The 22,308-nt window shown below is 47.2% G+C and carries 21 protein-coding genes and 1 tRNA gene; 15 read left to right on the plus strand and 7 right to left on the minus strand.

Annotation, left to right across the window (positions count from 1 at the left end):
• Nucleotides 1–34 precede the first annotated feature (34 nt).
• From Xbed_RS07720 to dtpB, 12 genes are all read left to right on the plus strand, one after another.
• Nucleotides 35–427 carry a 5-carboxymethyl-2-hydroxymuconate Delta-isomerase gene (locus Xbed_RS07720; RefSeq protein WP_086112348.1) on the plus strand — a complete coding sequence of 131 codons (393 nt, stop codon included), beginning with the start codon at nt 35–37 and terminating at the stop codon, nt 425–427.
• Between the two features lie 74 nt (nt 428–501).
• Entirely contained in the window at nt 502–1,959 is a 1,458-nt protein-coding gene (locus tag Xbed_RS07725) for an NAD-dependent succinate-semialdehyde dehydrogenase (protein WP_086112349.1), read from the plus strand.
• A gap of 19 nt (nt 1,960–1,978) precedes the next feature.
• Entirely contained in the window at nt 1,979–2,782 is an 804-nt protein-coding gene (gene hpaH, locus Xbed_RS07730) for a 2-oxo-hept-4-ene-1,7-dioate hydratase (RefSeq protein WP_086112350.1), read from the plus strand.
• Nucleotides 2,783–2,801: 19 nt separating this feature from the next.
• Nucleotides 2,802–3,608, plus strand: coding sequence for a 4-hydroxy-2-oxoheptanedioate aldolase (gene hpaI / locus Xbed_RS07735; RefSeq protein WP_086112351.1), 807 nt, complete (start codon nt 2,802–2,804; stop codon nt 3,606–3,608).
• Between the two features lie 175 nt (nt 3,609–3,783).
• Nucleotides 3,784–5,151, plus strand: coding sequence for a 4-hydroxyphenylacetate permease (gene hpaX / locus Xbed_RS07740; RefSeq protein WP_086112352.1), 1,368 nt, complete (start codon nt 3,784–3,786; stop codon nt 5,149–5,151).
• 56 nt (nt 5,152–5,207) lie between these two features.
• On the plus strand, nt 5,208–6,128 hold the full coding sequence (hpaA, locus tag Xbed_RS07745) for a 4-hydroxyphenylacetate catabolism regulatory protein HpaA (protein WP_086112353.1): 921 nt from the start codon (nt 5,208–5,210) through the stop codon (nt 6,126–6,128).
• A gap of 61 nt (nt 6,129–6,189) precedes the next feature.
• Nucleotides 6,190–6,756, plus strand: a complete 567-nt coding sequence (locus Xbed_RS07750) for a hypothetical protein (RefSeq protein WP_086112354.1) — start codon at nt 6,190–6,192, stop codon at nt 6,754–6,756.
• 73 nt (nt 6,757–6,829) lie between these two features.
• Nucleotides 6,830–7,390 (plus strand): hypothetical protein, encoded by a 561-nt coding sequence (locus Xbed_RS07755; RefSeq protein WP_139837467.1) that lies wholly within the window; start codon nt 6,830–6,832, stop codon nt 7,388–7,390.
• A 65-nt stretch (nt 7,391–7,455) separates the two neighbouring features.
• Nucleotides 7,456–8,073 (plus strand): hypothetical protein, encoded by a 618-nt coding sequence (locus Xbed_RS07760; RefSeq protein ID WP_086112356.1) that lies wholly within the window; start codon nt 7,456–7,458, stop codon nt 8,071–8,073.
• A gap of 240 nt (nt 8,074–8,313) precedes the next feature.
• Nucleotides 8,314–9,876 (plus strand): 4-hydroxyphenylacetate 3-monooxygenase, oxygenase component, encoded by a 1,563-nt coding sequence (gene hpaB / locus Xbed_RS07765; RefSeq protein ID WP_086112357.1) that lies wholly within the window; start codon nt 8,314–8,316, stop codon nt 9,874–9,876.
• Nucleotides 9,877–9,897: 21 nt separating this feature from the next.
• Nucleotides 9,898–10,416: a 4-hydroxyphenylacetate 3-monooxygenase, reductase component gene (gene hpaC, locus Xbed_RS07770; protein ID WP_086112358.1), complete on the plus strand. Its 519-nt coding sequence runs from the start codon at nt 9,898–9,900 to the stop codon at nt 10,414–10,416.
• A gap of 545 nt (nt 10,417–10,961) precedes the next feature.
• Entirely contained in the window at nt 10,962–12,428 is a 1,467-nt protein-coding gene (dtpB, locus tag Xbed_RS07775; RefSeq protein ID WP_086112359.1) for a dipeptide/tripeptide permease DtpB, read from the plus strand.
• A gap of 89 nt (nt 12,429–12,517) precedes the next feature.
• On the opposite strand, the gene fbaA is transcribed toward dtpB, so the two are convergent.
• The 4 genes from fbaA to tkt all read right to left on the minus strand — a co-directional run bounded on the left by fbaA (nt 12,518) and on the right by tkt (nt 18,239).
• The gene (gene fbaA, locus Xbed_RS07780; protein ID WP_086112360.1) at nt 12,518–13,594 is read right to left on the minus strand and encodes a class II fructose-bisphosphate aldolase; all 1,077 of its coding nucleotides are present in this window, start codon (nt 13,592–13,594) and stop codon (nt 12,518–12,520) included.
• A gap of 57 nt (nt 13,595–13,651) precedes the next feature.
• Complete coding sequence (pgk, locus tag Xbed_RS07785) at nt 13,652–14,818, minus strand: phosphoglycerate kinase (protein ID WP_086112361.1); 1,167 nt, start codon at nt 14,816–14,818, stop codon at nt 13,652–13,654.
• Nucleotides 14,819–14,891: 73 nt separating this feature from the next.
• Nucleotides 14,892–15,911 carry an erythrose-4-phosphate dehydrogenase gene (epd, locus tag Xbed_RS07790; RefSeq protein ID WP_086112362.1) on the minus strand — a complete coding sequence of 340 codons (1,020 nt, stop codon included), beginning with the start codon at nt 15,909–15,911 and terminating at the stop codon, nt 14,892–14,894.
• 333 nt (nt 15,912–16,244) lie between these two features.
• Entirely contained in the window at nt 16,245–18,239 is a 1,995-nt protein-coding gene (gene tkt, locus Xbed_RS07795) for a transketolase (RefSeq protein WP_086112363.1), read from the minus strand.
• 370 nt (nt 18,240–18,609) lie between these two features.
• Between tkt and Xbed_RS07800 the strand changes: the two genes are divergently transcribed.
• Complete coding sequence (locus tag Xbed_RS07800) at nt 18,610–19,155, plus strand: GNAT family N-acetyltransferase (protein WP_086112364.1); 546 nt, start codon at nt 18,610–18,612, stop codon at nt 19,153–19,155.
• Nucleotides 19,156–19,210: 55 nt separating this feature from the next.
• Here Xbed_RS07800 and Xbed_RS07805 read toward each other — a convergent pair.
• Both Xbed_RS07805 and dnaQ read right to left on the minus strand, forming a co-directional pair.
• Nucleotides 19,211–19,287: transfer RNA gene (locus tag Xbed_RS07805), tRNA-Asp, on the minus strand.
• Nucleotides 19,288–19,425: 138 nt separating this feature from the next.
• On the minus strand, nt 19,426–20,175 hold the full coding sequence (gene dnaQ, locus Xbed_RS07810; RefSeq protein WP_086112365.1) for a DNA polymerase III subunit epsilon: 750 nt from the start codon (nt 20,173–20,175) through the stop codon (nt 19,426–19,428).
• 63 nt (nt 20,176–20,238) lie between these two features.
• Between dnaQ and rnhA the strand changes: the two genes are divergently transcribed.
• Nucleotides 20,239–20,706 (plus strand): ribonuclease HI, encoded by a 468-nt coding sequence (gene rnhA / locus Xbed_RS07815; RefSeq protein WP_086112366.1) that lies wholly within the window; start codon nt 20,239–20,241, stop codon nt 20,704–20,706.
• A 56-nt stretch (nt 20,707–20,762) separates the two neighbouring features.
• Here the strand turns inward: rnhA and Xbed_RS07820 are convergent, their stop codons facing one another.
• Nucleotides 20,763–21,479: a class I SAM-dependent methyltransferase gene (locus tag Xbed_RS07820; RefSeq protein ID WP_086112367.1), complete on the minus strand. Its 717-nt coding sequence runs from the start codon at nt 21,477–21,479 to the stop codon at nt 20,763–20,765.
• Nucleotides 21,480–21,530: 51 nt separating this feature from the next.
• On the opposite strand from Xbed_RS07820, the gene gloB reads away from it, so the two are divergent.
• Complete coding sequence (gloB, locus tag Xbed_RS07825; protein WP_086112368.1) at nt 21,531–22,286, plus strand: hydroxyacylglutathione hydrolase; 756 nt, start codon at nt 21,531–21,533, stop codon at nt 22,284–22,286.
• Nucleotides 22,287–22,308 lie beyond the last annotated feature (22 nt).

Consider the following 22,308-nt stretch of genomic DNA (forward strand, 5'->3'; position numbering starts at 1 on the left):
CTGCGATAAAACTGATGCCTGACAGGAGCAAACCGTGCCACATTTTTATGCTGAATGTACTGAAAATATCCGCAAAGAAGCCCATTTGCCGGAATTGTTTGCCAAAGTGAATCACGCACTGGCAGAGACCGGTATTTTCCCTCTGGGCGGTATCCGCAGCCGGGCCATTTGGTTGGATACATGGCAAATGGCGGATGGTCAACAAGATTACGCATTTGTGCACATGACACTGAAAATCGGTGCCGGACGCAGCCTTGAAGATCGACAGAAAGTCGGCGAGATGTTGTTTGCTTTAATCAAAATACATTTTGCCGACCTGATGGCACAGCGTTATCTTGGTCTCTCTTTCACCATGGAAGAACTCGATCCTGTGCTGAATTATAAATCCAATAATGTTCATAACCTGTTTAAAGCCAAAGAGCCGTGACAATAAGTGACAGAATGACGTTCACTCACGTCTATTTTGTTCAGTCGTCTATTTTGTTCAATCATGAGGAAACCATGACAAATCATCTGGATACATCATTACTGCGCCAACAGGCTTATATCAACGGTCAATGGAGTGATGCGGAAAATAAAGCGACCTTTGCAGTGACGAATCCTGCCACGGGTGAAGTCATTGCCAATGTCAGTGATATGGGCGCCACAGAGACACAATGCGCCATTGACGCCGCTAATCGGGCGCTGCCTGCATGGCGGGCACTGACGGCCAAACAGCGCAGCCAAAAGCTCAGGCAATGGTTTGATCTGATTATGCATAATCAAAAGGCGCTGGCTGAAATATTGAGCATGGAACAGGGCAAACCCTACGCAGAGGCAATGGGTGAAATTGCTTACGGCGCCAGTTTTATTGAATGGTTTGCAGAAGAAGGCAAACGCATTTATGGTGAAACCATCCCTTCCCCGATGCCCGGTCGCCGTCTTGCCACGATTAAACAACCCATTGGCGTTGTTGCTGCCATTACCCCGTGGAATTTCCCCAATGCCATGATCACCCGTAAAGTTGCGCCTGCGCTGGCGGTAGGATGTACCGTGGTGCTGAAACCTGCGGCTGAAACACCACTCTCTGCGCTGGCATTGGCCGTATTGGCGGAATCGGCGGGTATTCCGGCCGGCGTCCTGAATATCGTCACAGGGATGGATGCCAAAGCGATCGGTGAAGTACTGACATCCAGCCCTATCGTGCGCAAACTTTCGTTCACCGGCTCGACACGTGTTGGTAAGTTATTGATGGCACAAAGTGCCGATACGGTGAAAAAACTCTCCCTCGAATTAGGCGGCAATGCCCCTTTTATTGTGTTCGATGATGCCGATCTTGATGCCGCTGTCGCAGGTGCAATGGCCGCGAAATTCCGTAACAGTGGGCAAACGTGTGTTTGTGCCAACCGCATTCTGGTACAGGCCGGGATTTACGACGCTTTTGCAGAACGTTTGGCACATGCCGTGAAACAGCTTCAAGTCGGACCGGCTGTAGACTATACGTCACAACAAGGGCCTCTGATTAATCAAGCTGCCGTGGAAAAAGTCCAGGCGCATATCAGCGATGCCGTTTCCAAAGGGGCATGTATTCTGGCGGGAGGCCAACCCCACACATTGGGAGGTCTGTTCTTTGAGCCAACCGTGCTGACAAATGTCACGGAATCCATGCACGTCGCCCAAGAAGAAACATTCGGCCCATTGGCCCCCCTGTTCAAATTCCATGATGAAGATGAAGCCATCCGCATTGCCAACAATACAGAATTTGGCTTGGCGGCTTATTTCTATTCCCGCGATATCGGCCGGATTTATCGCGTGGCAGAAGCGCTGGAAAGTGGCATGGTCGGTATCAATGAAGGACTGATTTCCAACGAAACCGCCCCCTTTGGCGGGATCAAACAATCGGGACTGGGACGTGAGGGTTCACGTTACGGGATCGAAGATTATCTGGAAGTGAAATACCTCTGTTTTGGAGGTTTGTAAGCTAAAGGAGTCATACCCTATGCTACCGCAAAATGTCATATCACAGGTTGCACGCCGTTTACATCAGGCAGAAAAAAACCGTGAGCAGATCCGCCAAATCTCACTGGATTATCCAGACATCACGATTGAGGACGCTTACGCCATTCAACGTGAATGGGTCGGTTTGAAAATCACGGAGGGTCGAATTCTCAAGGGTCATAAGATTGGCCTGACGTCCAAAGCCATGCAGGCCAGTTCACAAATTGATGAACCCGATTATGGTGCCCTGCTGGATGATATGTTTTTTCAGGACGGCGGTGATATCCCTTGCGAGCGTTTTATTGTGCCGCGCATTGAGGTAGAACTGGCTTTCGTGCTGGCAAAACCGCTGCGTGGCCCAAACTGTACGCTGTTTGATGTTTATAACGCGACAGATTACGTCATTCCCGCGCTGGAGTTGATTGATGCCCGCTGCCATCAGATCGATCCTGCCACCCAGCGCCCCCGTAAGGTGTTCGATACGATTTCTGACAATGCCGCCAATGGGGGGGTCATTATGGGGGGGCGCCCGATCAAGCCGGGGGAATTGGATCTGCGTTGGGTCAGTGCCCTGCTCTATCGCAATGGCGTGATTGAAGAGTCCGGCGTGGCAGCGGCCGTCCTCAATCATCCGGCCAATGGTGTGGCGTGGCTTGCCAATAAACTGGCAACACACGGTGTGCAACTTGAAGCAGGGCAAATCATTTTATCTGGCTCTTTTACCCGGCCGATCCCTGCCCGCAAGGGGGATACCTTTCATGTGGATTATGGTGTTTTAGGCACCATTAGTTGCTACTTTGTTTGAGATCGCCTGAGGAACCGTCATGGACCCATTAACGAATAGATTTAAACAGGCCCTAAAATCAGGCCAGCCGCAAATCGGATTATGGCTTGGGCTATGCAGTGGCTACAGCGCGGAAATTCTGGCAGGAACAGGATTTGATTGGCTATTGATTGACGGCGAACATGCCCCCAACGATATTTCCACCACCCTGGCTCAATTACAGGGCATGGCTCCTTATCCAAGCCAGCCTGTCGTCCGCCCAGCCTGGAATGATCCGGTGATCATCAAACAGTTGTTGGATATTGGTGCCCAAACCTTGTTGATCCCCATGATTCAGAACGCAGAACAGGCGCGTCTGGCGGTTCGTTCAACCCGCTATCCCCCCGCTGGCATTCGTGGTGTGGGCAGTGCGCTGGCACGCGCCTCCCGCTGGAACCGCATTCCTGACTATCTATCCCGCGCCAATGACGAAATGTGTGTCATTGTACAGGTAGAAACCCGGGAAGCCTTGCAAAATTTGCCGGAAATAGCGGCTGTCGAAGGGGTCGATGGGGTATTCATTGGCCCGGCGGATCTCAGTGCGGATATGGGGCATATTGGCAATCCGCAACACCCTGAAGTCAAGGCCGCAATTGAACAGGCGATGGGTCAAATCAAAGACTCTGGCAAAGCGGCCGGCATTTTGATGACCGATGTTGATGCGGCCAAACATTACCTCAATCTGGGTGCCCTGTTTGTGGCCGTGGGGGTTGATACCAGCCTGCTGACAGGGGCAGCCAGCGCGCTGGCTGGCTGTTTTGGCAAAATCCGGGAGGAGCAAAACACCCCATTGCCCAACAATGATTAAGTTCTCATTACCGGTAACACCACAACCCAATACGCTATACCACAGATACACGGCAGATGTTGATCGCGACATCTGCCATTACCGTTAACGTTTCCGATAGCCATTTTCCAATACCATTACTCAATAACCTTTTTCCAATAACTCATCCTCAACAACAATAAAAAAGGAAACGACAATGAGCACTTCACCTGACACCAGACCCCAATCAGACACCAATCATCCGGCCTATCAACACAACAAACTCACTCATCAACAACAAAATGTCATCAGTAAGTTATTCCGGCGCTTAATCCTTTTTCTCTTTATTCTGTTTGTTTTCTCTTTCATAGATCGCATCAATATTGGGTTTGCCGGTTTGACGATGGGCAAAGATCTTGGCTTAACCTCCACCATGTTTGGACTGGCCGCCACGCTGTTTTACGCCACTTATGTCATTTGCGGCATTCCCAGCAATATCATATTGAGCATTGTGGGCGCCCGCCGCTGGATTGCCACCATTATGGTGTTATGGGGAATTGCCTCTACCGCGACGATGTTTGCCACTGGCCCCACGAGCCTGTACATCCTGCGCATGTTGGTGGGGATTGCCGAAGCGGGCTTCCTGCCGGGTATTTTGGTCTACCTGACTTATTGGTTTCCGGCCTATTATCGCGCCCGGGCCAATGCCCTGTTTATGATAGCCATGCCCGTGACTATGGCATTGGGTTCGCTGATTTCCGGCTATATTCTGGACATGGATGGCATCTGGGATCTGCGTGGCTGGCAGTGGTTATTTTTGCTGGAAGGCTTCCCTTCTGTCCTGCTCGGTTTTGCGGTCTGGTTTTATCTGGATGATGCACCGGAAAAAGCCAAGTGGCTGACCCATGAAGATAAGCAATGCCTGCAAGACATGATGGAAAACGATAAACTTTCACTGGCACAATCCAATGAGCCTGTTCGACAAAAAACGAGCTTATGGCGCGAAGTTTTCACCCCGGTTGTATTGATGTATACCTTCGCTTATTTCTGCCTGACCAATACCCTGAGCGCCATTAATATCTGGACGCCACAGATTATGCAGAGTTTCAACCAGAACAGTAGCCACGTCATGATTGGCTTTCTGACCGCGATCCCACAATTCTGCACGGTTTTGGGCATGATTTACTGGAGCCGCCGCTCAGACCGTCTGCAAGAGCGCAAAATGCACACTGCCCTGCCCTACCTGTTTGCCGCCGCAGGTTGGGTTTTGACTTCACTGACCGATCATAACCTGGTGCAACTGCTGGGGATCATTATGGCTTCCACCGGCTCATTCACTGCCATGGCGGTATTCTGGACAACCCCGGATCAATCAATCAGCCTGCATACCCGTGCAGTGGGGATCGCCGTGATCAACGCCACGGGCAATGTGGGATCGGCCGTCAGCCCACTGTTGATCGGCTGGCTGAAAGATCAAACTGGCAGCTTCAACACGGGACTCTATTTTGTGGCCGGGTTATTGGTCATTGGTGCCTTGATGGTTTTGTTTATTCCAATGAAACAGCGGCTACAGTCAACACCGTAAACAACCGATAAAAGACTTTAGCCACCCCAATAGCAAGGCACGGGAGGGAAAAATCGATGACCGCATCCAACATCACACGATCGATTATCACCAATATTGATATCAGTAAAGACTATGATGGGACTCAGGGTTCCAATGATGTGCACTACCAGACTTTTGGCCGCATGGCGGCGTTTTTTGGTCGAGATATGCAGGCACATCGCCATGATGGTTTTTTCCAACTGCATTATCTGGTGACCGGACGGATTGAGCTGCAACTGGATGAACAGCACTACTCTGTACAGGCGCCGCTGTTTATTCTGACGCCGCCTTCTGTTCCCCATGCTTTTTTTACCCAAGAGGATACCGACGGTTATGTTTTGACCGTCCGGCAGGAATTGATTACCCCGCTGCTCAGTTCGCTTTATCCAACCCATCGGGAACGGGTTGATATCCCGGCCATCTGCCTTTCTGTCGCAGATAAACCCGATGAATGGGAGACATTCAACCATTATTGGGCATTGATCGGAGGTGAATCTGCCAATCAATTTGCCGGGCATGAACAATCACTGGCATTTCTGGCTCAATCTCTGTTTACCTTTCTGCTGCGCAGCATTCCGCTTGATGATCATCATTCCGGTGGTGTCAGGGGAGAATTGAAACTGTTCCAGCGTTTTAACCAGTTGATCGATCAACATTATCATCAACATCTTGCCGTGCCGGATTATGCAGAAAAATTGGGGATTACGGAGTCGCGCCTGAAAGATATGTGCCGACGGTTTGCCAACCGGCCACCGAAAAAGCTCATCGTTGACCGGCTGTTGCGGGAAGCAAAACGGTTATTGTTATTCAGTGACAGTCTGGTATTTGAAGTGGCCTATCAGCTTGGCTTTAAAGATCCGGCTTATTTTGCCCGATTTTTTAACCGGCTGGTGGGATGTTCACCCAGTGTCTGGCGGGAAAAGTATTTAATGGATAAAAAAGTATTTAATGGATAAGAAATTCCGTGGATAAAAATAACCTATACCCGTCATATTTCAACAAAACAGGAATACCATTATGTCAATGCTAACATTACGCCATCTTTTTTTTGCCAAAAAAGCCATTAATTATGTTAATAACACGGTTAGGGTTGTCTCTTCAAACCAAATTCCTGAAACACCAGAATTACATCAACATAGAAAAACCGCAGCAGAGGGCATCGACTATCTGAGAGAATTGGTCTCTATTGAAACAGAAATAAATTTAGAGAAAAGTCACATAAGAAATGATGCTCCTAATATTAATGAAGAATGCTATAGAAGATATATTCCCATTAGCAGCGCTTATGCAACCGAATTTCATATTGGCAATTGCGGAGAAAAAGCCGCCATCGCATTTGCTCATTTAAAACTTATTGGTATAAAACCCCTCGATTTTTTTTCAGTCAATGTTGACGATAAAGGAGATGATTACCACGCCATTGTGGTCATTGGCAGAACAACCGGCCGCTGCCTTGAGCCATTAACCTGGAATCGGGAAGCGGTCATTTGTGATCCCTGGGATAAGAAAGCCTATCCCGCCCATCTTTATCCCGATAAAGCCGCGTTTAAGGGCACATTACAACTTCGCTATCGATATGGATAAAATCATTATATGACTCATCTTTCATAATACTATACCCGTCATATTTCAACAAAACAGGAATATCATTATGTCGATGCTAACATTGCGCCATCTTTTTTTAGCCAAAAAAGCCATTAATTATGTTAATAACACGGTTGGGGTTGTCTCTCTAAACCAAATTCCTCACATACCAGAATTACATCAATATGGAGAAGTTGCAGCAGAAAGCATTGGCTATCTGAGAGAATTGATCTTTATTGAAACAAAAATAAATTTAAAGAAAAGTCGCATAAGAAACGATGCTCCTAATTTTAATGAAGAATGCTATAGAAGATATATTCCCATTCGCAGCGCTTATGCAACCGAATTTCATGTTGGGAATTGCGGAGAAAAAGCCGCCATCGCATTTGCTCATTTAAAACTTCTTGGCGTAAAGCCAGTCGAGTTTTTTTCAGTCAATGTTGACGATAAAGGAGATGATTACCACGCCATTGTGGTCATTGGCAGAACAACCGGCCGCTGCCTTGAGCCATTAACCTGGAATCAAGAAGCGGTCATTTGTGATCCTTGGGATAAGAAAGCCTATCCCGCCCGTCTTTATCACGATAAAGCCGCGTTTAAGGGCACATTAAAACTTCGCTATCGATATGAATAAAATCATTATATGACTCATCCTCCAAGACAATAACACGCCAAGACAATAACAATGTGAGGTCAATCATGGGCAAAGCATTAAATCTGTATCTGGCAAAAAGAGCGGTTCAACATGTTAATATTACGCTTGGGATCATCTCGCCAAACCGACCAGAACAATTATCTTCTCTGCCTTCAAGCAGAATTGCTTATCATCAACGTCTCCAAACCCTACGTGAAAAAGGAAAAGAAACATTAAACGATTATTATCAGCGTCGGGCTGCCAATACCCTCAAAAAAGACCCGAATATCATCAATCAAGAGCCGGGAATTGCTTACCCTGCAAGATATTATGCCGCGAAAGAGCCGCAGGAACATATTATCAGGCAGAGGTTGATTTCCAATAATTACGCCATAGAAGCCGGTGTCGGTAACTGTAATGAGAAGTCACTCATTGCATTCAGTTATTTATTGTTGCGAGGTGCCCGCCCACTTGAACGTTTTGTCATTATTAACAATATGGGGATCAGCGATCATGCTTTTATTGTGATTGGCAGGAATCAAGGTGAGCCACAGCAATCAGAAAGTTGGAATCAGGAAGCCGTCATTTGTGATCCTTGGGATGACAAGGTATTTTTCTCCAATGGCCGTAATCTCAGTATTCTTTTTGAGGGCACGTTGAGATTAATGTACCGCTATGAATAATTTTTTCCTGATTTAGCCATGATGGCAGGGTTTTCTTTTCTGTAAAACACTAAGTCGATCACATTCCCATAACAATTCCATCTCACTCAACGAAAAGTACCCGCAAACCTTCCGAAAATCTCTTCAAGAAAGGTCGTTTAATCGCTTCAATCAGACAATGAAAGAAACATAAGATTAACACCTAATCCCCATATGGGTAACAAATCAAAATAGGGGGATTATTCGGATAATGAGGTAGCTATGAAACTAGATGATTTGCGTGCCGACCCTAAACGCCCATTCACTGGCAAAGAGTATCTGAGTTCACTGCAAGACAGCCGTGAAATTTATATCTACGGTGAACGAGTCAAAGATGTGACAACACATCCGGCTTTCCGCAATGCGGCTGCCTCCATTAGCCAACTGTACGATGTCCTCCATGCCCCGGAAACGCATGATAGGCTCTGTTGGGAGACCGATACCGGCAGTGGGGGCTATACGCAGAAATTTTTCCGGTTCGCCACCAGTTCAGAGGATATCCGTCAGCAACGCGATGCCATTGCGGAATGGTCGCGCCAAAACTATGGCTGGATGGGACGTTCGCCCGATTATAAGGCCGCATTCTGTTGTTCATTGGGGGCTTACCCTGAGTATTACGGCCAATTCGCTGACAATGCCCGCATCTGGTATAAACGCATTCAGGAAAGCTGCATCTATTTCAATCATGCGATTGTTAATCCACCGATTGATCGCCATCTGCCCGCAGATCAGGTCAAAGATGTTTTTATCCAGATAGAAAAAGAGACCGATGCCGGAATTATTGTCAGTGGCGCCAAAGTGGTCGCAACGAATTCAGCCCTGACCCACTATAATTTCATCGGCTTTGGCTCTGCGCAGGTGATGGGGGATAATCCCGATTTTGCCCTGATGTTTGTTGCGCCAATGGATGCCGATGGCTTGAAATTAATCTCGCGCGCCTCTTATGAATTGGTGGCGGGTGCTACCGGAACCCCGTTTGATTACCCCCTTTCCAGTCGGTTTGATGAAAATGACGCCATTCTGGTGATGGATAAGGTATTAATTCCGTGGGAAAACGTGTTAATTTATCGCGATTTTGATCGCGCCCGTAACTGGGCGGTGCAAAGCGGTTTTGCCCGATTGTTCCCCATGCAGGCTTGTGTACGTCTGGCGGTTAAGTTGGATTTCATCACCGGGCTGCTGCAAAAGAGCCTTGAATGTACCGGAGTGGTGGATTTTCGGGGTGTTCAGGCCGACCTGGGTGAAGTTGTCGCGTGGCGCAATCTGTTCTGGTCACTGACAGATGCGATGTGGGCAGAAGCCAAGCCGTGGGAAAATGGCGCTTATCTGCCGGATACCCAAGCGATTCAAACTTATCGTGTAATGGCACCGATGGCTTACACGAAAATCAAGAATATTATTGAAAGTAATGTCACCAGTGGGTTGATTTATTTGCCATCCAGCGTGCGTGATATGAATAATCCTGAGATCAATAAGTATCTTGAGAAGTATGTTCGTGGCTCTAATGGCATTGACCATGTAGAACGAATCAAAATCTTGAAATTAATGTGGGATGCCATTGGCAGTGAATTCGGTGGCCGTCATGAATTATACGAAATCAATTATGCCGGCAGTCAGGACGAAATTCGCCTGCAATGTCTGCGCCATGCCTATGGCTCCGGCAATATGAAGAAAATGACGGAATTGGTGGATCGCTGTCTCTCTGACTATGATCTGAATGGCTGGACAAGGCCCCATTTACACAATAACTGTGATATTAACCTGTTAGATAAGCTACTGAAGTAAGCCAGTGGCAGGAGGTCTATTATGTCTGTAGAAAATGAACATCGCCTGCGTTTCAGAGATGCGATGGCAAGCCTTTCCGCTGCAGTGAATATCATCACTACGGATGGCCCGGCAGGGCGCTGCGGTATGACTGCAACGGCGGTATGCTCTGTGACAGATACGCCTCCGACGCTGATGGTATGCATGAATCGCAATAGTGCCATGAATCCCGTATTTCAGCAAAATAGTCGTCTGTGCGTCAATATTCTGAACCATGAACAAGAATTGATGGCACGCCATTTTGCTGGCATGACCAGTGTCAGCATGGAAGAGCGTTTCAATTGGGATATTTGGGATATCGGCATGTTGGGACAGCCCCAGCTACAAGGGACGCTTGCCAATTTAGAAGGGCGTATTGAGCAGGTACAGGAAGTGGGAACGCATTATGTTTATCTGGTGGAAATAAAACAAATTATTGTCCGCGAACAAGGTCATGGATTAATTTACTTTAAGCGCGGTTTCCATTCTGTCATGGATAACAGCCTGACTACACCTGCTTAAAAAGTCATATTCAATTCAGCTTCCCTTAATATGAAGGTGCTTTCTCAAAGTGCCTTCATCATCAATAAATTTCTCCCTGAATATAATCAACCAAGCATCAACTTAAAAATTCCCCCTAATTTAAATATTAGAAACAAGCCACCAAATACATAATTAAAATTTAATATATAGATAGATATAATGAAATTACATATCGATATTCCCTTATCCACTCCCCTTCTGTCCATTTTTAAAAACAGCCATCAAGTTAGCTCAAATGGCAATCAAATCGATTTATTTACGAACATCCAACCCGCCTATTAATCATTTTTGATATTAATTTAGTGAATATTCTGCCAAATCTGGTATTACTTTTTTTACGTTAGTGTGATCAACCATTGAGAAGATATCATATCAGTATATTAACCTCCCTCGCTTCACGATCACCCTGAATAAATAAACAAAATCACAACCCGCGCGATACATTATGTTACAAGCATGTTCACAACAGTATAATAATATGGATGTATTGCCCATCAGAATGATAGCTAACAGAGGCATTCGCTATGAATAAAACCGCCCCGGTCGGTTTATGGGATCAACCCAAACCTTTTTTCATGATCTTTTTTGTTGAACTATGGGAACGATTTGGCTACTACGGCGTTCAAGGTATTTTGGCCGTTTATTTCGTTCAACATCTCGGCTTTTCCGAAGAGCAATCTTTTATCACTTTCGGTGCCTTCACCGCATTAGTCTATGGCCTGATTTCTGTCGGTGGTTATGTGGGTGACCACATACTGGGGACTAAGCGAACCCTCGTTCTGGGTGCCATTGTCATGGCAATCGGCTATTTCATGATTGGCATGTCTATCATGAAACCTGAACTCATTTTTTATGCATTGGGTACGGTTGCTGTCGGTAACGGTCTTTTCAAGGCCAACCCCGCCAGCCTGTTAGCCAAGTGTTATCGGCCACAAGACCCCCGTCTGGATGGTGCATTTACGCTATTTTATATGTCCATCAACCTCGGTTCCCTGGTCTCTCTTTCCCTCGCCCCTGTGATTGCTGATAAATATGGCTATACCGTCACTTACAATATCTGCGGTATCGGCCTGATCATCGCCCTGCTGGTCTATTTCACCTGCCGCCGCATCGTCCACAATATCGGTTCAAGGCCGGATCATCTGCCACTCAACCCCCTCAAGCTACTGGCCGTTCTGGTGGGTAGTGTTGCGATGATTGGTGCCTGTTCATGGTTATTGCATAATATCAAGATTGCCAATATCGCTTTGTTCGTGATCACAACCGTCGTCGTGCTGATTTTCTTCTGGCAGGCGTTCAAGCAGAATAAAGCGGGCCGCAATAAAATGTTTGTGGCTTTTATTCTGATGCTTCAGGCGGTTGTGTTCTTCATCTTGTATGGCCAAATGCCAATGTCCCTCAACTTCTTCGCCATCAATAACGTCCATCACCAGCTTCTGGGTTTTAATGTCAATCCCATCAGTTTCCAGGCCCTGAACCCATTCTGGATCATTGTCATCAGCCCAATATTGGCGGTGGTTTACACCAAACTGGGCGCCAAAGGCAAAGATTTTTCCATGCCGGCGAAATTCACTTTCGGCATGTTCCTGTGTTCTCTGGGCTTCCTGACCGCCGCAGCTTCAGGCTTTTTTGCCGATGCTCAAGGGATTACTTCCCCGTGGTTTATCGTGCTGGTGTATCTGTTCCAGAGCGTGGGAGAATTGATGATCAGCGCCTTAGGTCTGGCGATGGTGGCGGCATTTGTTCCTAGCTATCTGACGGGCTTTATTCTGGGGATGTGGTTCCTGTCACAAGCTGTAGCCTCAATGTTGGCGAGCCATGTGGCGGCATTCACGGCGACGCCAGTCGGCATGACCGATCCTCTGCAAACCCTGCCCATTTATACCGGGGTGTTTGGTAAAATCGGGGTCGCCACGTTGGTTGTTGCCGTCATTATGGCCTTTATGGTGCCGTGGCTGAACCGTATTATGAAAGAGGAAGTGAAGGCGTAGTCAGTCTTATTCGGATAACCTCATTTGAACTGCACCGCTGAATCAGGTGCAGTTCATAAATATCAATGACAATCCTGAGTTAGAACCAATTACAGCACATCAACCGCATTCAGTTCTTTGAACGCCTGTTCCAGACGAACAATCATGGAAGTCTGAGCGGCGCGCAGCCAAACACGTGGGTCGTAGAATTTCTTGTTAGGCTTGTCCGCACCTTCTGGGTTACCCAACTGGCCTTGCAGGTAGCCTTCATTCTTTTTGTAGTAGTTCAGAATACCTTCCCAGGTTGCCCACTGGGTATCGGTATCGATATTCATTTTAACTACACCGTAGCTGACCGCTTCCTGAATCTCTTCTGCGGTAGAGCCGGAACCCCCGTGGAAAACGAAATCCAGGCTGTTGTGTGGCAGGTTGAATTTTTCAGCAACATAGTCCTGTGAATTGCGCAGGATTTTTGGCGTCAGTTTAACGTTGCCCGGTTTGTATACCCCGTGAACGTTACCGAACGATGCCGCGATGGTGAAACGTGGGCTGATGGCGTTCAGTTTCTCATACGCATAGGCCACGTCTTCTGGCTGAGTGTACAGGGAAGAGCTGTCCAGATGGCTGTTATCCACACCATCTTCTTCACCACCGGTACAACCCAGTTCGATTTCCAGCGTCATGTCGATTTTCGCCATGCGGGCCAGATATTGCCCACAAATCTCGATATTTTCTTCCAGAGACTCTTCTGACAGGTCGATCATATGGGAAGAGAACAGCGGCTTGCCCGTTTGCGCGTAGTGTTTTTCACCCGCATCCAGCAGACCGTCGATCCACGGCAGCAATTTACGTGCGCAGTGGTCGGTATGCAGGATCACCGGTACACCATAATGTTCTGCCATCTGGTGAACATGGTGAGCGCCAGAAATAGCACCGATAATCGCTGCCTGTTGGCCTTCTGCTTTCACCCCTTTACCGGCAACGAAGGACGCCCCGCCGTTGGAAAACTGAATAATGACCGGAGCACGTACTTTTGCCGCCGTTTCCAACACTGCGTTGATGGAATCCGTACCGACGCAGTTAACCGCTGGTAATGCGAAATTGTTTTCTTTAGCGACGGCAAAGACTTTTTGAACATCATCACCAGTGATGACACCCGGTTTTACGAAATCAAAAATTTTAGACATGTTACGTGGTCCTGTATTGATATTGAGCAGGCAGCAAACCCTGCCTGCTAGCACAACTTAGTTACTGTTAGCACGTTCTTCCAGCATCACAACGGCTGGCAGCTTTTTGCCTTCAACGAATTCAAGGAAAGCACCGCCACCAGTAGAGATGTAAGAGATCTTGTCAGCAATGCCGAACAGGTCAATTGCCGCCAAGGTATCACCGCCACCTGCGATAGAGAAAGCATCACTCTCCGCAATCGCGCGGGCAATAATTTCAGTTCCTTTACGGAAATTAGGGAATTCAAAAACACCCACCGGGCCATTCCACAGAATGGTTTTGGCCTCTTTCAGGATTTCAGCCAGACGTTCAGCGGAGGCATCACCCAAATCAAGGATTTGCTCTTCGTCTTTAATCTCGCTGGTGGATTTCAGCGTTGCTTCTGCGGTTTCAGAGAATTCAGTCGCAACACGAACATCCGTCGGGACTGGAATATCACAGCTTTCCAGCAGTTTCTTCGCTTCTGGGATCAAATCATCTTCGTACAGGGAACGACCCACATTATGCCCTTCTGCGGCAACAAAAGTATTGGCAATACCGCCACCGACGATCAGTTGATCAGCAATTTTGGACAGTGAATCAAGCACAGTCAGTTTGGTTGAAACTTTAGAACCGCCGACAATCGCCACCATGGGGCGAGCCGGGCTATGCAGTGCTTTACCCAGTGCTTCCAGTTCACCAGACAGCAGTGGGCCGGCACAAGCGATTGGGGCAAACTTGGCAACGCCATGCGTTGATGCCTGAGCACGGTGCGCTGTACCAAAAGCATCCATGACATACACATCACACAAGGCTGCATATTGCTTCGATAATGTTTCGTCGTCTTTTTTCTCACCTTTGTTAAAGCGAACGTTTTCCAGAACAACTAATTCACCTTCCGCCGCTTCAACACCCTCCAGATAATTTTTTTCCAGACGAACAGGAGAAGAAAGGGCTTCTTTCAGGTAATCAACGACAGGTTTCAGTGAGAACTCTTCGTTGTATTCTCCCTCAGTCGGGCGTCCCAGGTGAGAAGTAACCATGACTTTGGCTCCCTGATTCAACGCAGCCTCAATCGTCGGCAAGGACGCACGGATACGTGCATCAGAGGTAACTTTGCCATCTTTTACAGGCACATTCAGATCAGCACGGATCAGTACGCGTTTGCCCGCCAGATCTAAATCAGTCATCTTAATTACAGACATGGTGAATCCTCTCATTGATTCTTTATAAAATTACTCAATCTTCCGCTGTGTGCTGTTGGTGACACACAAATGATTATTTGAAACCTGATGCAGCCATTGCCAGCGTCGTATCAATCATGCGGTTGGCAAAGCCCCACTCATTATCACACCACACGAGGGTTTTGATCAGGTGCTTTCCACTCACCCTCGTTTGTGTGCCATCCACAATGGCACTGTGGGGATCATGGTTAAAATCCGTTGAAACCAACGGCAAATCAGTATAATCCACTATACCATGAAACTCTCTGGCCGCTGATTTTTGCAGGAGCTGGTTCACATCTTCAACACTCACTGCATCACGGACTGTCACACTTAAGTCAATTGCTGTCACGTTGATGGTGGGCACACGTACAGAAATCGCCTCAAAGCGGTCTCTGAATTTGGGGAAAATACGTGTGATCCCGGCGGCCAGTTTTGTATCAACGGGAATGATGGATTGGCTGGCTGCCCGGGTCCGGCGCAAATCACGATGATAAGCATCAATCACCGGCTGATCATTCATGGATGCATGGATGGTGGTCACCGTACCAGATTCAATATTGAATGCATCATCCAACACTTTAATCACGGGAATGATGCAGTTTGTGGTACAGGATGCGTTGGAAACAATGCAATCTCCCGCCACCAATGCATGGTGATTGACACCATAGACCACGGTCGCATCCAGATTATTACCGCCCGGATGAGCAAACAGGACTTTTTTGGCGCCGCTGGCAATATGCGACTCCCCATCTTCCCGCTCACCGTACTGGCCCGTGCAGTCAAGCACGATATCAATATCCAGCGCTTTCCACGGCAGAGCCGAAATATCCTGCTGGTGAAACAGCCTAATGCTATCATCCCCGACTTGCAATACATCATTATTCAGGCGTACATCCCATGCAAAACGCCCATGACTTGAATCATATTTCAATAAGTGAGAAATACCTTCTGCATCCGCCAATTCATTAATAGCGATCACTGAAATTTCAGCCCGACGCCCGGATTCGTAAATAGCCCGCAAGACACTGCGTCCTATTCTTCCAAACCCGTTAATCGCTACTTTGATAGTCATGTTACTCCCTGAGATTCTCTGTAGTCATGCAACCGCATAGGATAACTGAGCAACTGCTGCTTGTACGGATAATTCATCACAAAATTGACCAGATTGTGACAGACAAGACATTTTACATTCTGATTTATGCGCCAAACTGAAACGGTTCAGCTATTTAAAAAAAAGGTTACGAGAAAAAAAGCCTAATGGCAAGCGTCATTCATCACATCATTGAGGAAAAATTGAATAAAAAAAGAGCGCATTCGCGCCAAAATTGATCCGAATGCGCTTTTACCCTTCGTTTTTCGGGTTACCGCTTTGTTGGCGGCAACCCGAAATCCCTTGGTAGCAGGATTATTTCAGCAGGGCTGTTGCTTTGGAAACCACGTTTTCAACCGTGAAACCAAACTCTTTGAACAAGGCATCAGCAGGTGCAGATTCACCGAAAGTGTGCATACCGACGATAGCGCCGTTGATACCAACATATTTGAACCAGTAATCAGCGATACCCGCTTCAACGGCAACACGGGCAGAAACCGCCGCTGGCAGTACCGCTTCACGGTATGCTGCATCTTGCTTATCGAAAGCATCAGTGGATGGCATGGAAACAACACGAACCTGACGGCCTTCTGCACTCAGTTGTTCAGCCGCTTTCACCGCCAATTCAACTTCAGAGCCTGTTGCAATCAGGATCAATTCAGGTTGCCCTGCACAATCTTTCAGGATGTAAGCCCCTTTCTCGATATTCGCCAGTTGTTCAGCAGTACGCGCTTGCTGTGCCAGGTTCTGACGCGAGAAGATCAGGGACGTTGGGCCATCTTTGCGTTCAATCGCATATTTCCACGCAATTGCAGATTCAACCTGATCACAGGGACGCCATGTGCTCATATTAGGTGTTACGCGCAGGCTGGCGATTTGCTCAACGGGCTGATGAGTCGGGCCGTCTTCACCCAGACCGATGGAATCGTGGGTATAAACGAAGATGCTGCGGATTTTCATCAGTGCCGCCATGCGTACTGCATTACGGGCATATTCTACGAACATCAGGAATGTCGCGCCATAAGGCACAAAACCGCCATGCAGTGCGATACCGTTCATGATGGCAGACATACCGAATTCACGTACACCGTAGTGAATGTAGTTACCGTCCTGCACTTCATTCAGTGGCTTGGAACCAGACCACATAGTCAGGTTACTGGGAGCCAGGTCAGCGGACCCTCCCATGAATTCCGGCAGAACTTTACCAAATGCTTCCAGTGCATTTTGTGAGGCTTTACGACTGGCAATGGACGCTGGGTTTTGTTGCAGGTTTTCAATGAATGCCTTGGATTCTGCTTCCCAGTTCGCGGGCAATTCGCCACGGGTACGGCGGGTGAATTCTGCGGCCAGTTCAGGGTGTGCTTGCGCGTATGCAGAGAACTTCTCTTCCCATGCAACTTCCTTGGCTTTACCGGCTGCCCGGGCATTCCAGTCAGCATAAACATCCTGAGGAACTTCAAACGCAGGATGTTCCCAACCCAGCGCTTTGCGGGTTGCTTCGATTTCCGCATCACCCAGTGGTGCACCGTGGCACTCTTCTTTGCCTGCTTTGTTTGGTGAACCGAAGCCGATAATGGTCTTACACATCAACAGGGAGGGTTTACCCGTCTCTTTGCGTGCGGCTTCAATGGCGGCGGTAATAGCGTCAGCATCATGACCGTCTACGCCACGGATAACATGCCAGCCATAGGCTTCAAAGCGCGTTGCCGTATCATCGGTGAACCAGCCTTCCACTTCACCATCAATGGAGATACCGTTGTCATCATAGAAAGCGATCAACTTGCCCAGTTTCAGCGTACCGGCCAAAGAGCACACTTCATGGGAGATCCCTTCCATCATGCAGCCGTCACCCATGAACACATAAGTGTAGTGATCGACGATATCATGACCAGGGCGGTTAAACTGCGCTGCCAGAGTACGTTCAGCAATCGCAAACCCCACGGCATTGGCGATCCCCTGTCCCAGCGGGCCAGTCGTGGTTTCAACGCCTGAAGTATAGCCATATTCTGGATGACCCGGCGTTTTAGAATGCAATTGACGGAAATTTTTCAAATCATCGATAGAAACATCATAACCCGTCAGGTGCAGCAAGCTGTAAATCAGCATGGAACCATGGCCGTTGGATAACACGAAACGGTCACGATCAGCCCAGTCAGGATTAGAAGGATTATGGTTCAGATAGTCGCGCCACAGCACTTCGGCAATGTCAGCCATTCCCATTGGTGCGCCAGGATGCCCTGATTTTGCTTTCTGCACAGCATCCATGCTCAAGAAGCGGATAGCATTAGCAAGGGTTTTACGAGTGGTCATTCTTTACTCCAAGTCGGATAAAAGCGTTAGTGAACTAAGAACTAATTTTCGCAGCGCGGCATACAAACCGCAATCATTAATGCCAGATAAGGGAAACTATCTTAATTTCCTTTTGGCAACAATTCTTTGATTTACCCCGTTGTTTCAACGTATTCTCAGGTCAGTGCGTACAACTGAAGGTGATTTTTGCGCAATAAGAAATCATTTCATGCCGTGATTTGCGCAATAAGAAAGTGATGTATTAGACACGATACTCAACAAGTTAATCAAGACCAAAAGAGCGAGTTTTTCTGCCAAGCCAACAGACTGATATCAAAGTGATAATGACTGTTAACCAAAAACATTTACTGATTTATGGCACGGGAAATACATGACAAAATCTAACCCTACATTTGATTCAATCTCAACTCCAGCCCTCATGCAATTAAACTCCATCACCCCAAAACGAGATGAGCTGATTCAGTTACTGCAAAATTGCGTCGCAAGTGATGCTTCCATCGGCTTTATTGCGCCGCTGGAAAAGAACGAAGCGGCGCAATATTGGCAAGATGTCGAAGCCGATCTCATTTCCGGTCATCGGCTACTGTTAATTGCGCTGGTCGGTGAACATATTGCAGGTTCAGTACAACTTTCCTTCTGCAAGAAAAAGAACGGACTGCACCGTGCGGATGTGGAAAAACTGATGGTACAGACTACCCGTCGCCAGCGCGGGATTGGCCGAATACTGATGGATGAACTAGAACGTTTGGCAAAACAGCATCAGCGTAGTTTGCTGGTATTGGACACGCGTACCCATGATCCCGCTTCCACACTTTATCGCAAGTGTGGTTTTATTGAAGCCGGGCAGATCCCCAATTTTACCATCGATTCCAATGGAGAATTTTCCGGGACAACCTATTTTTATAAGTTGATTTGAGATTTTCTGTGAATAAGAAAAAGCCCCAAGTCAAAGACTCAGGGCTTATAGATTCTGGCGGTGCGGACGGGACTCGAACCCGCGACCCCCGGCGTGACAGGCCGGTATTCTAACCAACTGAACTACCGCACCGCATGGTGTTCTGGTTGAGAACGGGACGGATAATACGAGTCTCAGCACAATCCGTCAATCGCTTTTTATAACAAAAAGATTTGGTTGCGCAGTATTTCGCCTTAAGGGTTCATTTATCCTATCTTGATCCTGTTTTTGTCAATGTAACTGTTCAGGTTTTGAACGCCACATACAGCTTCCCCCTTTTTTCTCCACGAGATCTAAACGGGATTCATGCTGGATTAACTCCTCATCAGAAGCATAGACAACTCTCAGACCCGCTTGAGGGCGAGTAATGTGTTGAATTTCTGCAACTTGATGACTGCCTGCAACTTCCCCTTCCATTGAAAAAGCCAATGATGTCTGACCACCGGTCATCGCCAGATAGACGTCAGACAGAATTTCGGCATCGAGCAAGGCCCCGTGAAGAGTCCGTTTCGAGTTATCAATATGATAACGGTCACACAACGCATCGAGGTTATTGCGCTTGCCGGGGAAAAGTTTCCTTGCCAACATCAAACTGTCGGTGATCGTACAAAAATCAGCGGTTGGAGGAATACCACGATTCAGTTTACCGAACTCATAATCCATAAATCCGATATCGAACGTCGCGTTATGGATAATCAATTCAGCTCCACGAATAAACTCAATGAATTCATCGGCGATATCGGCAAATTTCGGTTTATCCTGCAAAAATTCATCACTGATGCCGTGAACTTCAAACGCTTCCGGATCAACCAGACGTTCCGGTTTAATGTAAAGATGAAAATGACGCCCCGTCAGACGACGGTTGATCACTTCCACTGCACCAATTTCAATGATGTTGTGTCCTTCATAGTGAACACCTAACTTGTTCATACCGGTTGTTTCGGTATCGAGAACGATTTGACGGGTAATTGCAGTGCTCATAGTGTTTTTTTGTGTCAGACTTAGAGTTTTGATTAAAGATGATATAGGAAGAGTCTACCAAAGATGAACAAACAGGTAGAAATTTTCACCGATGGTTCTTGCCTCGGCAATCCGGGTCCCGGAGGATATGGCGTTATACTCCGTTACCAGCAGACTGAAAAGACACTGAGCGGAGGCTATTTTCACACCACCAACAACCGCATGGAGTTAATGGCCGCCATTGCCGGACTTGAAGCCCTCAAACAATCCTGCACCGTGATCCTGACCACTGACAGCCAATATGTACGCCAAGGCATTACCCAGTGGATCCACAACTGGAAAAAACGCGGTTGGAAAAAAGCAGACAAATCGCCTGTCGTTAATGTCGATCTCTGGCAGCGGCTCGATAAAGCCATCTCTCACCATGATGTTGACTGGCGCTGGGTCAAAGGCCATGCCGGACATCGGGAAAATGAGCTATGCGATGAACTTGCCCGCACTGCAGCTAACAGCCCCACTCAAGCCGATAATGGCTATACCGAAAGTATCTAGACCAAAAGTATCTAGACCGAAAATAACCAGATCGAAAGTAAAAAGTGACGGGTTAATTAATCGCGTTGGTGAAAATTTTTCGCCGCCCCTAACGCATTGCTAAACTTCGGTTTTAATAACGTTGCCCGCATCGGGTTTAATGAAAGCGGTATTGTCCGCTTGCGGGCAATAATGACATTCAAACAACCAAACATCAATGCAGCCGAGTGATCAAAACGCTTCCCGCTTTGCCAGGGCAAAACATGGAAATTAGCATGGTGAACAATTTCATAGTTCAAAAGACGCAGCCAGTCCAACTGACGAAACAGGGAAAACATTTGTGCCCTGCAAGGTCGCCGACAGCATATCGGTGCGATCACTTTTCTTACCCCTAATACACTGATCGGATTAAAACCACTGATAATCAACCAACCGTCATCAATCATGATCCGGTCCACTTCCCGCAACAACCAATGGGGATCAACACTATAAGTCAGCATATGTGCCAGCAAGCAGGCATCAACAGATTTAGTTGCAAAAGGAAGATAATGGGGATCAGTGATCACATCCATGTTTTTCCCTTGTGACCCGACGTTGACTTGATGGCTGACCAAACAGGAACGGCTGTCAATCTCTGCACTTAAATTGCCAATTTTCAATAAATGAAAGCCGAAAATTTTCGACCACCACGGTTCCAATTGACGTTCCAAAGCAACGCGGTAATATTCTCCCCACGGTAACTCAACCCAAGAATCAGGGGGCGTTATTTTTTTGATCGAACGTGCTGAACGCATGTCATCTTCCTTTCAATCTATGATAAACCTACTACGAAAATGAGGCATACAATGGAGCTTATCAGGATCCCGGCCCTTTCAGATAACTACATCTGGTTACTTTGTGATGAAGACAAACATTGTGTCATTATCGACCCTGCCGAATCACAGCCGGTCATTGATATTCTAGCAGCGAATCAACTGACTCCTGCGGCAATACTACTGACACACCATCACTATGATCATGTTGGCGGTGTCCCTGACTTGCTCATAAAACATCCCACATTACCCGTATATGGCCCTGAAGAAACACAAAATAAAGGGGCAACCCATATCGTTCACAATAATGACCTCATTAATATTGGCCGGTTTTCGTTCCGTATCATGGAACTGCCGGGCCATACACTTGGCCATATTGCGTTCTATCAGGCTCCGTATCTATTTTGTGGAGATACCCTGTTTTCTGGCGGTTGTGGTCGATTGTTTGAAGGTACAGCCGAACAGATGTTTTCTTCCCTTGAGAAAATCGCATCATTACCCGATAACACATTGATTTGTTGTGCACACGAATATACTGCGGCAAATATGACATTTGCCAAAACAGTATTGCCCGAAGATCAAACTATTCAGCATTATTATCATAAGATCCTTAAACTACGTGAAAACAATCAGGCAACCGTACCGACAACGTTACAAACAGAGAAAAAAATCAATGTCTTCTTAAATTGTCACCATATTGATTTACAAAAAAATATCGGTATCAAACCTAATTCAATGCCACTTTCTTCTGTTTTTCAGCAGTTAAGGGCTTATAAAGATCAATTTTAATTTTGTTGGGTTGTCTTCTGCG

The sequence above is a fragment of the Xenorhabdus beddingii genome, from assembly GCF_002127545.1.
GTDB classification, from domain to species: domain Bacteria; phylum Pseudomonadota; class Gammaproteobacteria; order Enterobacterales; family Enterobacteriaceae; genus Xenorhabdus; species Xenorhabdus beddingii.

Bases quoted from the DNA above. Each gene is read 5' to 3' on its own strand.
- fbaA (WP_086112360.1), bottom strand. From the start codon at position 13,594: ATGTCTAAAATTTTTGATTTCGTAAAACCGGGTGTCATCACTGGTGAT.
- dnaQ (WP_086112365.1), bottom strand. From the start codon at position 20,175: ATGAGCACTGCAATTACCCGTCAAATCGTTCTCGATACCGAAACAACC.
- rnhA (WP_086112366.1), top strand. From the start codon at position 20,239: ATGAACAAACAGGTAGAAATTTTCACCGATGGTTCTTGCCTCGGCAAT.
- Xbed_RS07755 (WP_139837467.1), top strand. From the start codon at position 6,830: ATGCTAACATTGCGCCATCTTTTTTTAGCCAAAAAAGCCATTAATTAT.
- hpaH (WP_086112350.1), top strand. From the start codon at position 1,979: ATGCTACCGCAAAATGTCATATCACAGGTTGCACGCCGTTTACATCAG.
- Xbed_RS07760 (WP_086112356.1), top strand. From the start codon at position 7,456: ATGGGCAAAGCATTAAATCTGTATCTGGCAAAAAGAGCGGTTCAACAT.
- dtpB (WP_086112359.1), top strand. From the start codon at position 10,962: ATGAATAAAACCGCCCCGGTCGGTTTATGGGATCAACCCAAACCTTTT.
- gloB (WP_086112368.1), top strand. From the start codon at position 21,531: ATGGAGCTTATCAGGATCCCGGCCCTTTCAGATAACTACATCTGGTTA.
- hpaA (WP_086112353.1), top strand. From the start codon at position 5,208: ATGACCGCATCCAACATCACACGATCGATTATCACCAATATTGATATC.
- tkt (WP_086112363.1), bottom strand. From the start codon at position 18,239: ATGACCACTCGTAAAACCCTTGCTAATGCTATCCGCTTCTTGAGCATG.
- pgk (WP_086112361.1), bottom strand. From the start codon at position 14,818: ATGTCTGTAATTAAGATGACTGATTTAGATCTGGCGGGCAAACGCGTA.
- hpaC (WP_086112358.1), top strand. From the start codon at position 9,898: ATGTCTGTAGAAAATGAACATCGCCTGCGTTTCAGAGATGCGATGGCA.
- hpaB (WP_086112357.1), top strand. From the start codon at position 8,314: ATGAAACTAGATGATTTGCGTGCCGACCCTAAACGCCCATTCACTGGC.
- epd (WP_086112362.1), bottom strand. From the start codon at position 15,911: ATGACTATCAAAGTAGCGATTAACGGGTTTGGAAGAATAGGACGCAGT.
- Xbed_RS07800 (WP_086112364.1), top strand. From the start codon at position 18,610: ATGACAAAATCTAACCCTACATTTGATTCAATCTCAACTCCAGCCCTC.
- Xbed_RS07750 (WP_086112354.1), top strand. From the start codon at position 6,190: ATGTCAATGCTAACATTACGCCATCTTTTTTTTGCCAAAAAAGCCATT.
- hpaI (WP_086112351.1), top strand. From the start codon at position 2,802: ATGGACCCATTAACGAATAGATTTAAACAGGCCCTAAAATCAGGCCAG.
- Xbed_RS07820 (WP_086112367.1), bottom strand. From the start codon at position 21,479: ATGCGTTCAGCACGTTCGATCAAAAAAATAACGCCCCCTGATTCTTGG.
- hpaX (WP_086112352.1), top strand. From the start codon at position 3,784: ATGAGCACTTCACCTGACACCAGACCCCAATCAGACACCAATCATCCG.
- Xbed_RS07725 (WP_086112349.1), top strand. From the start codon at position 502: ATGACAAATCATCTGGATACATCATTACTGCGCCAACAGGCTTATATC.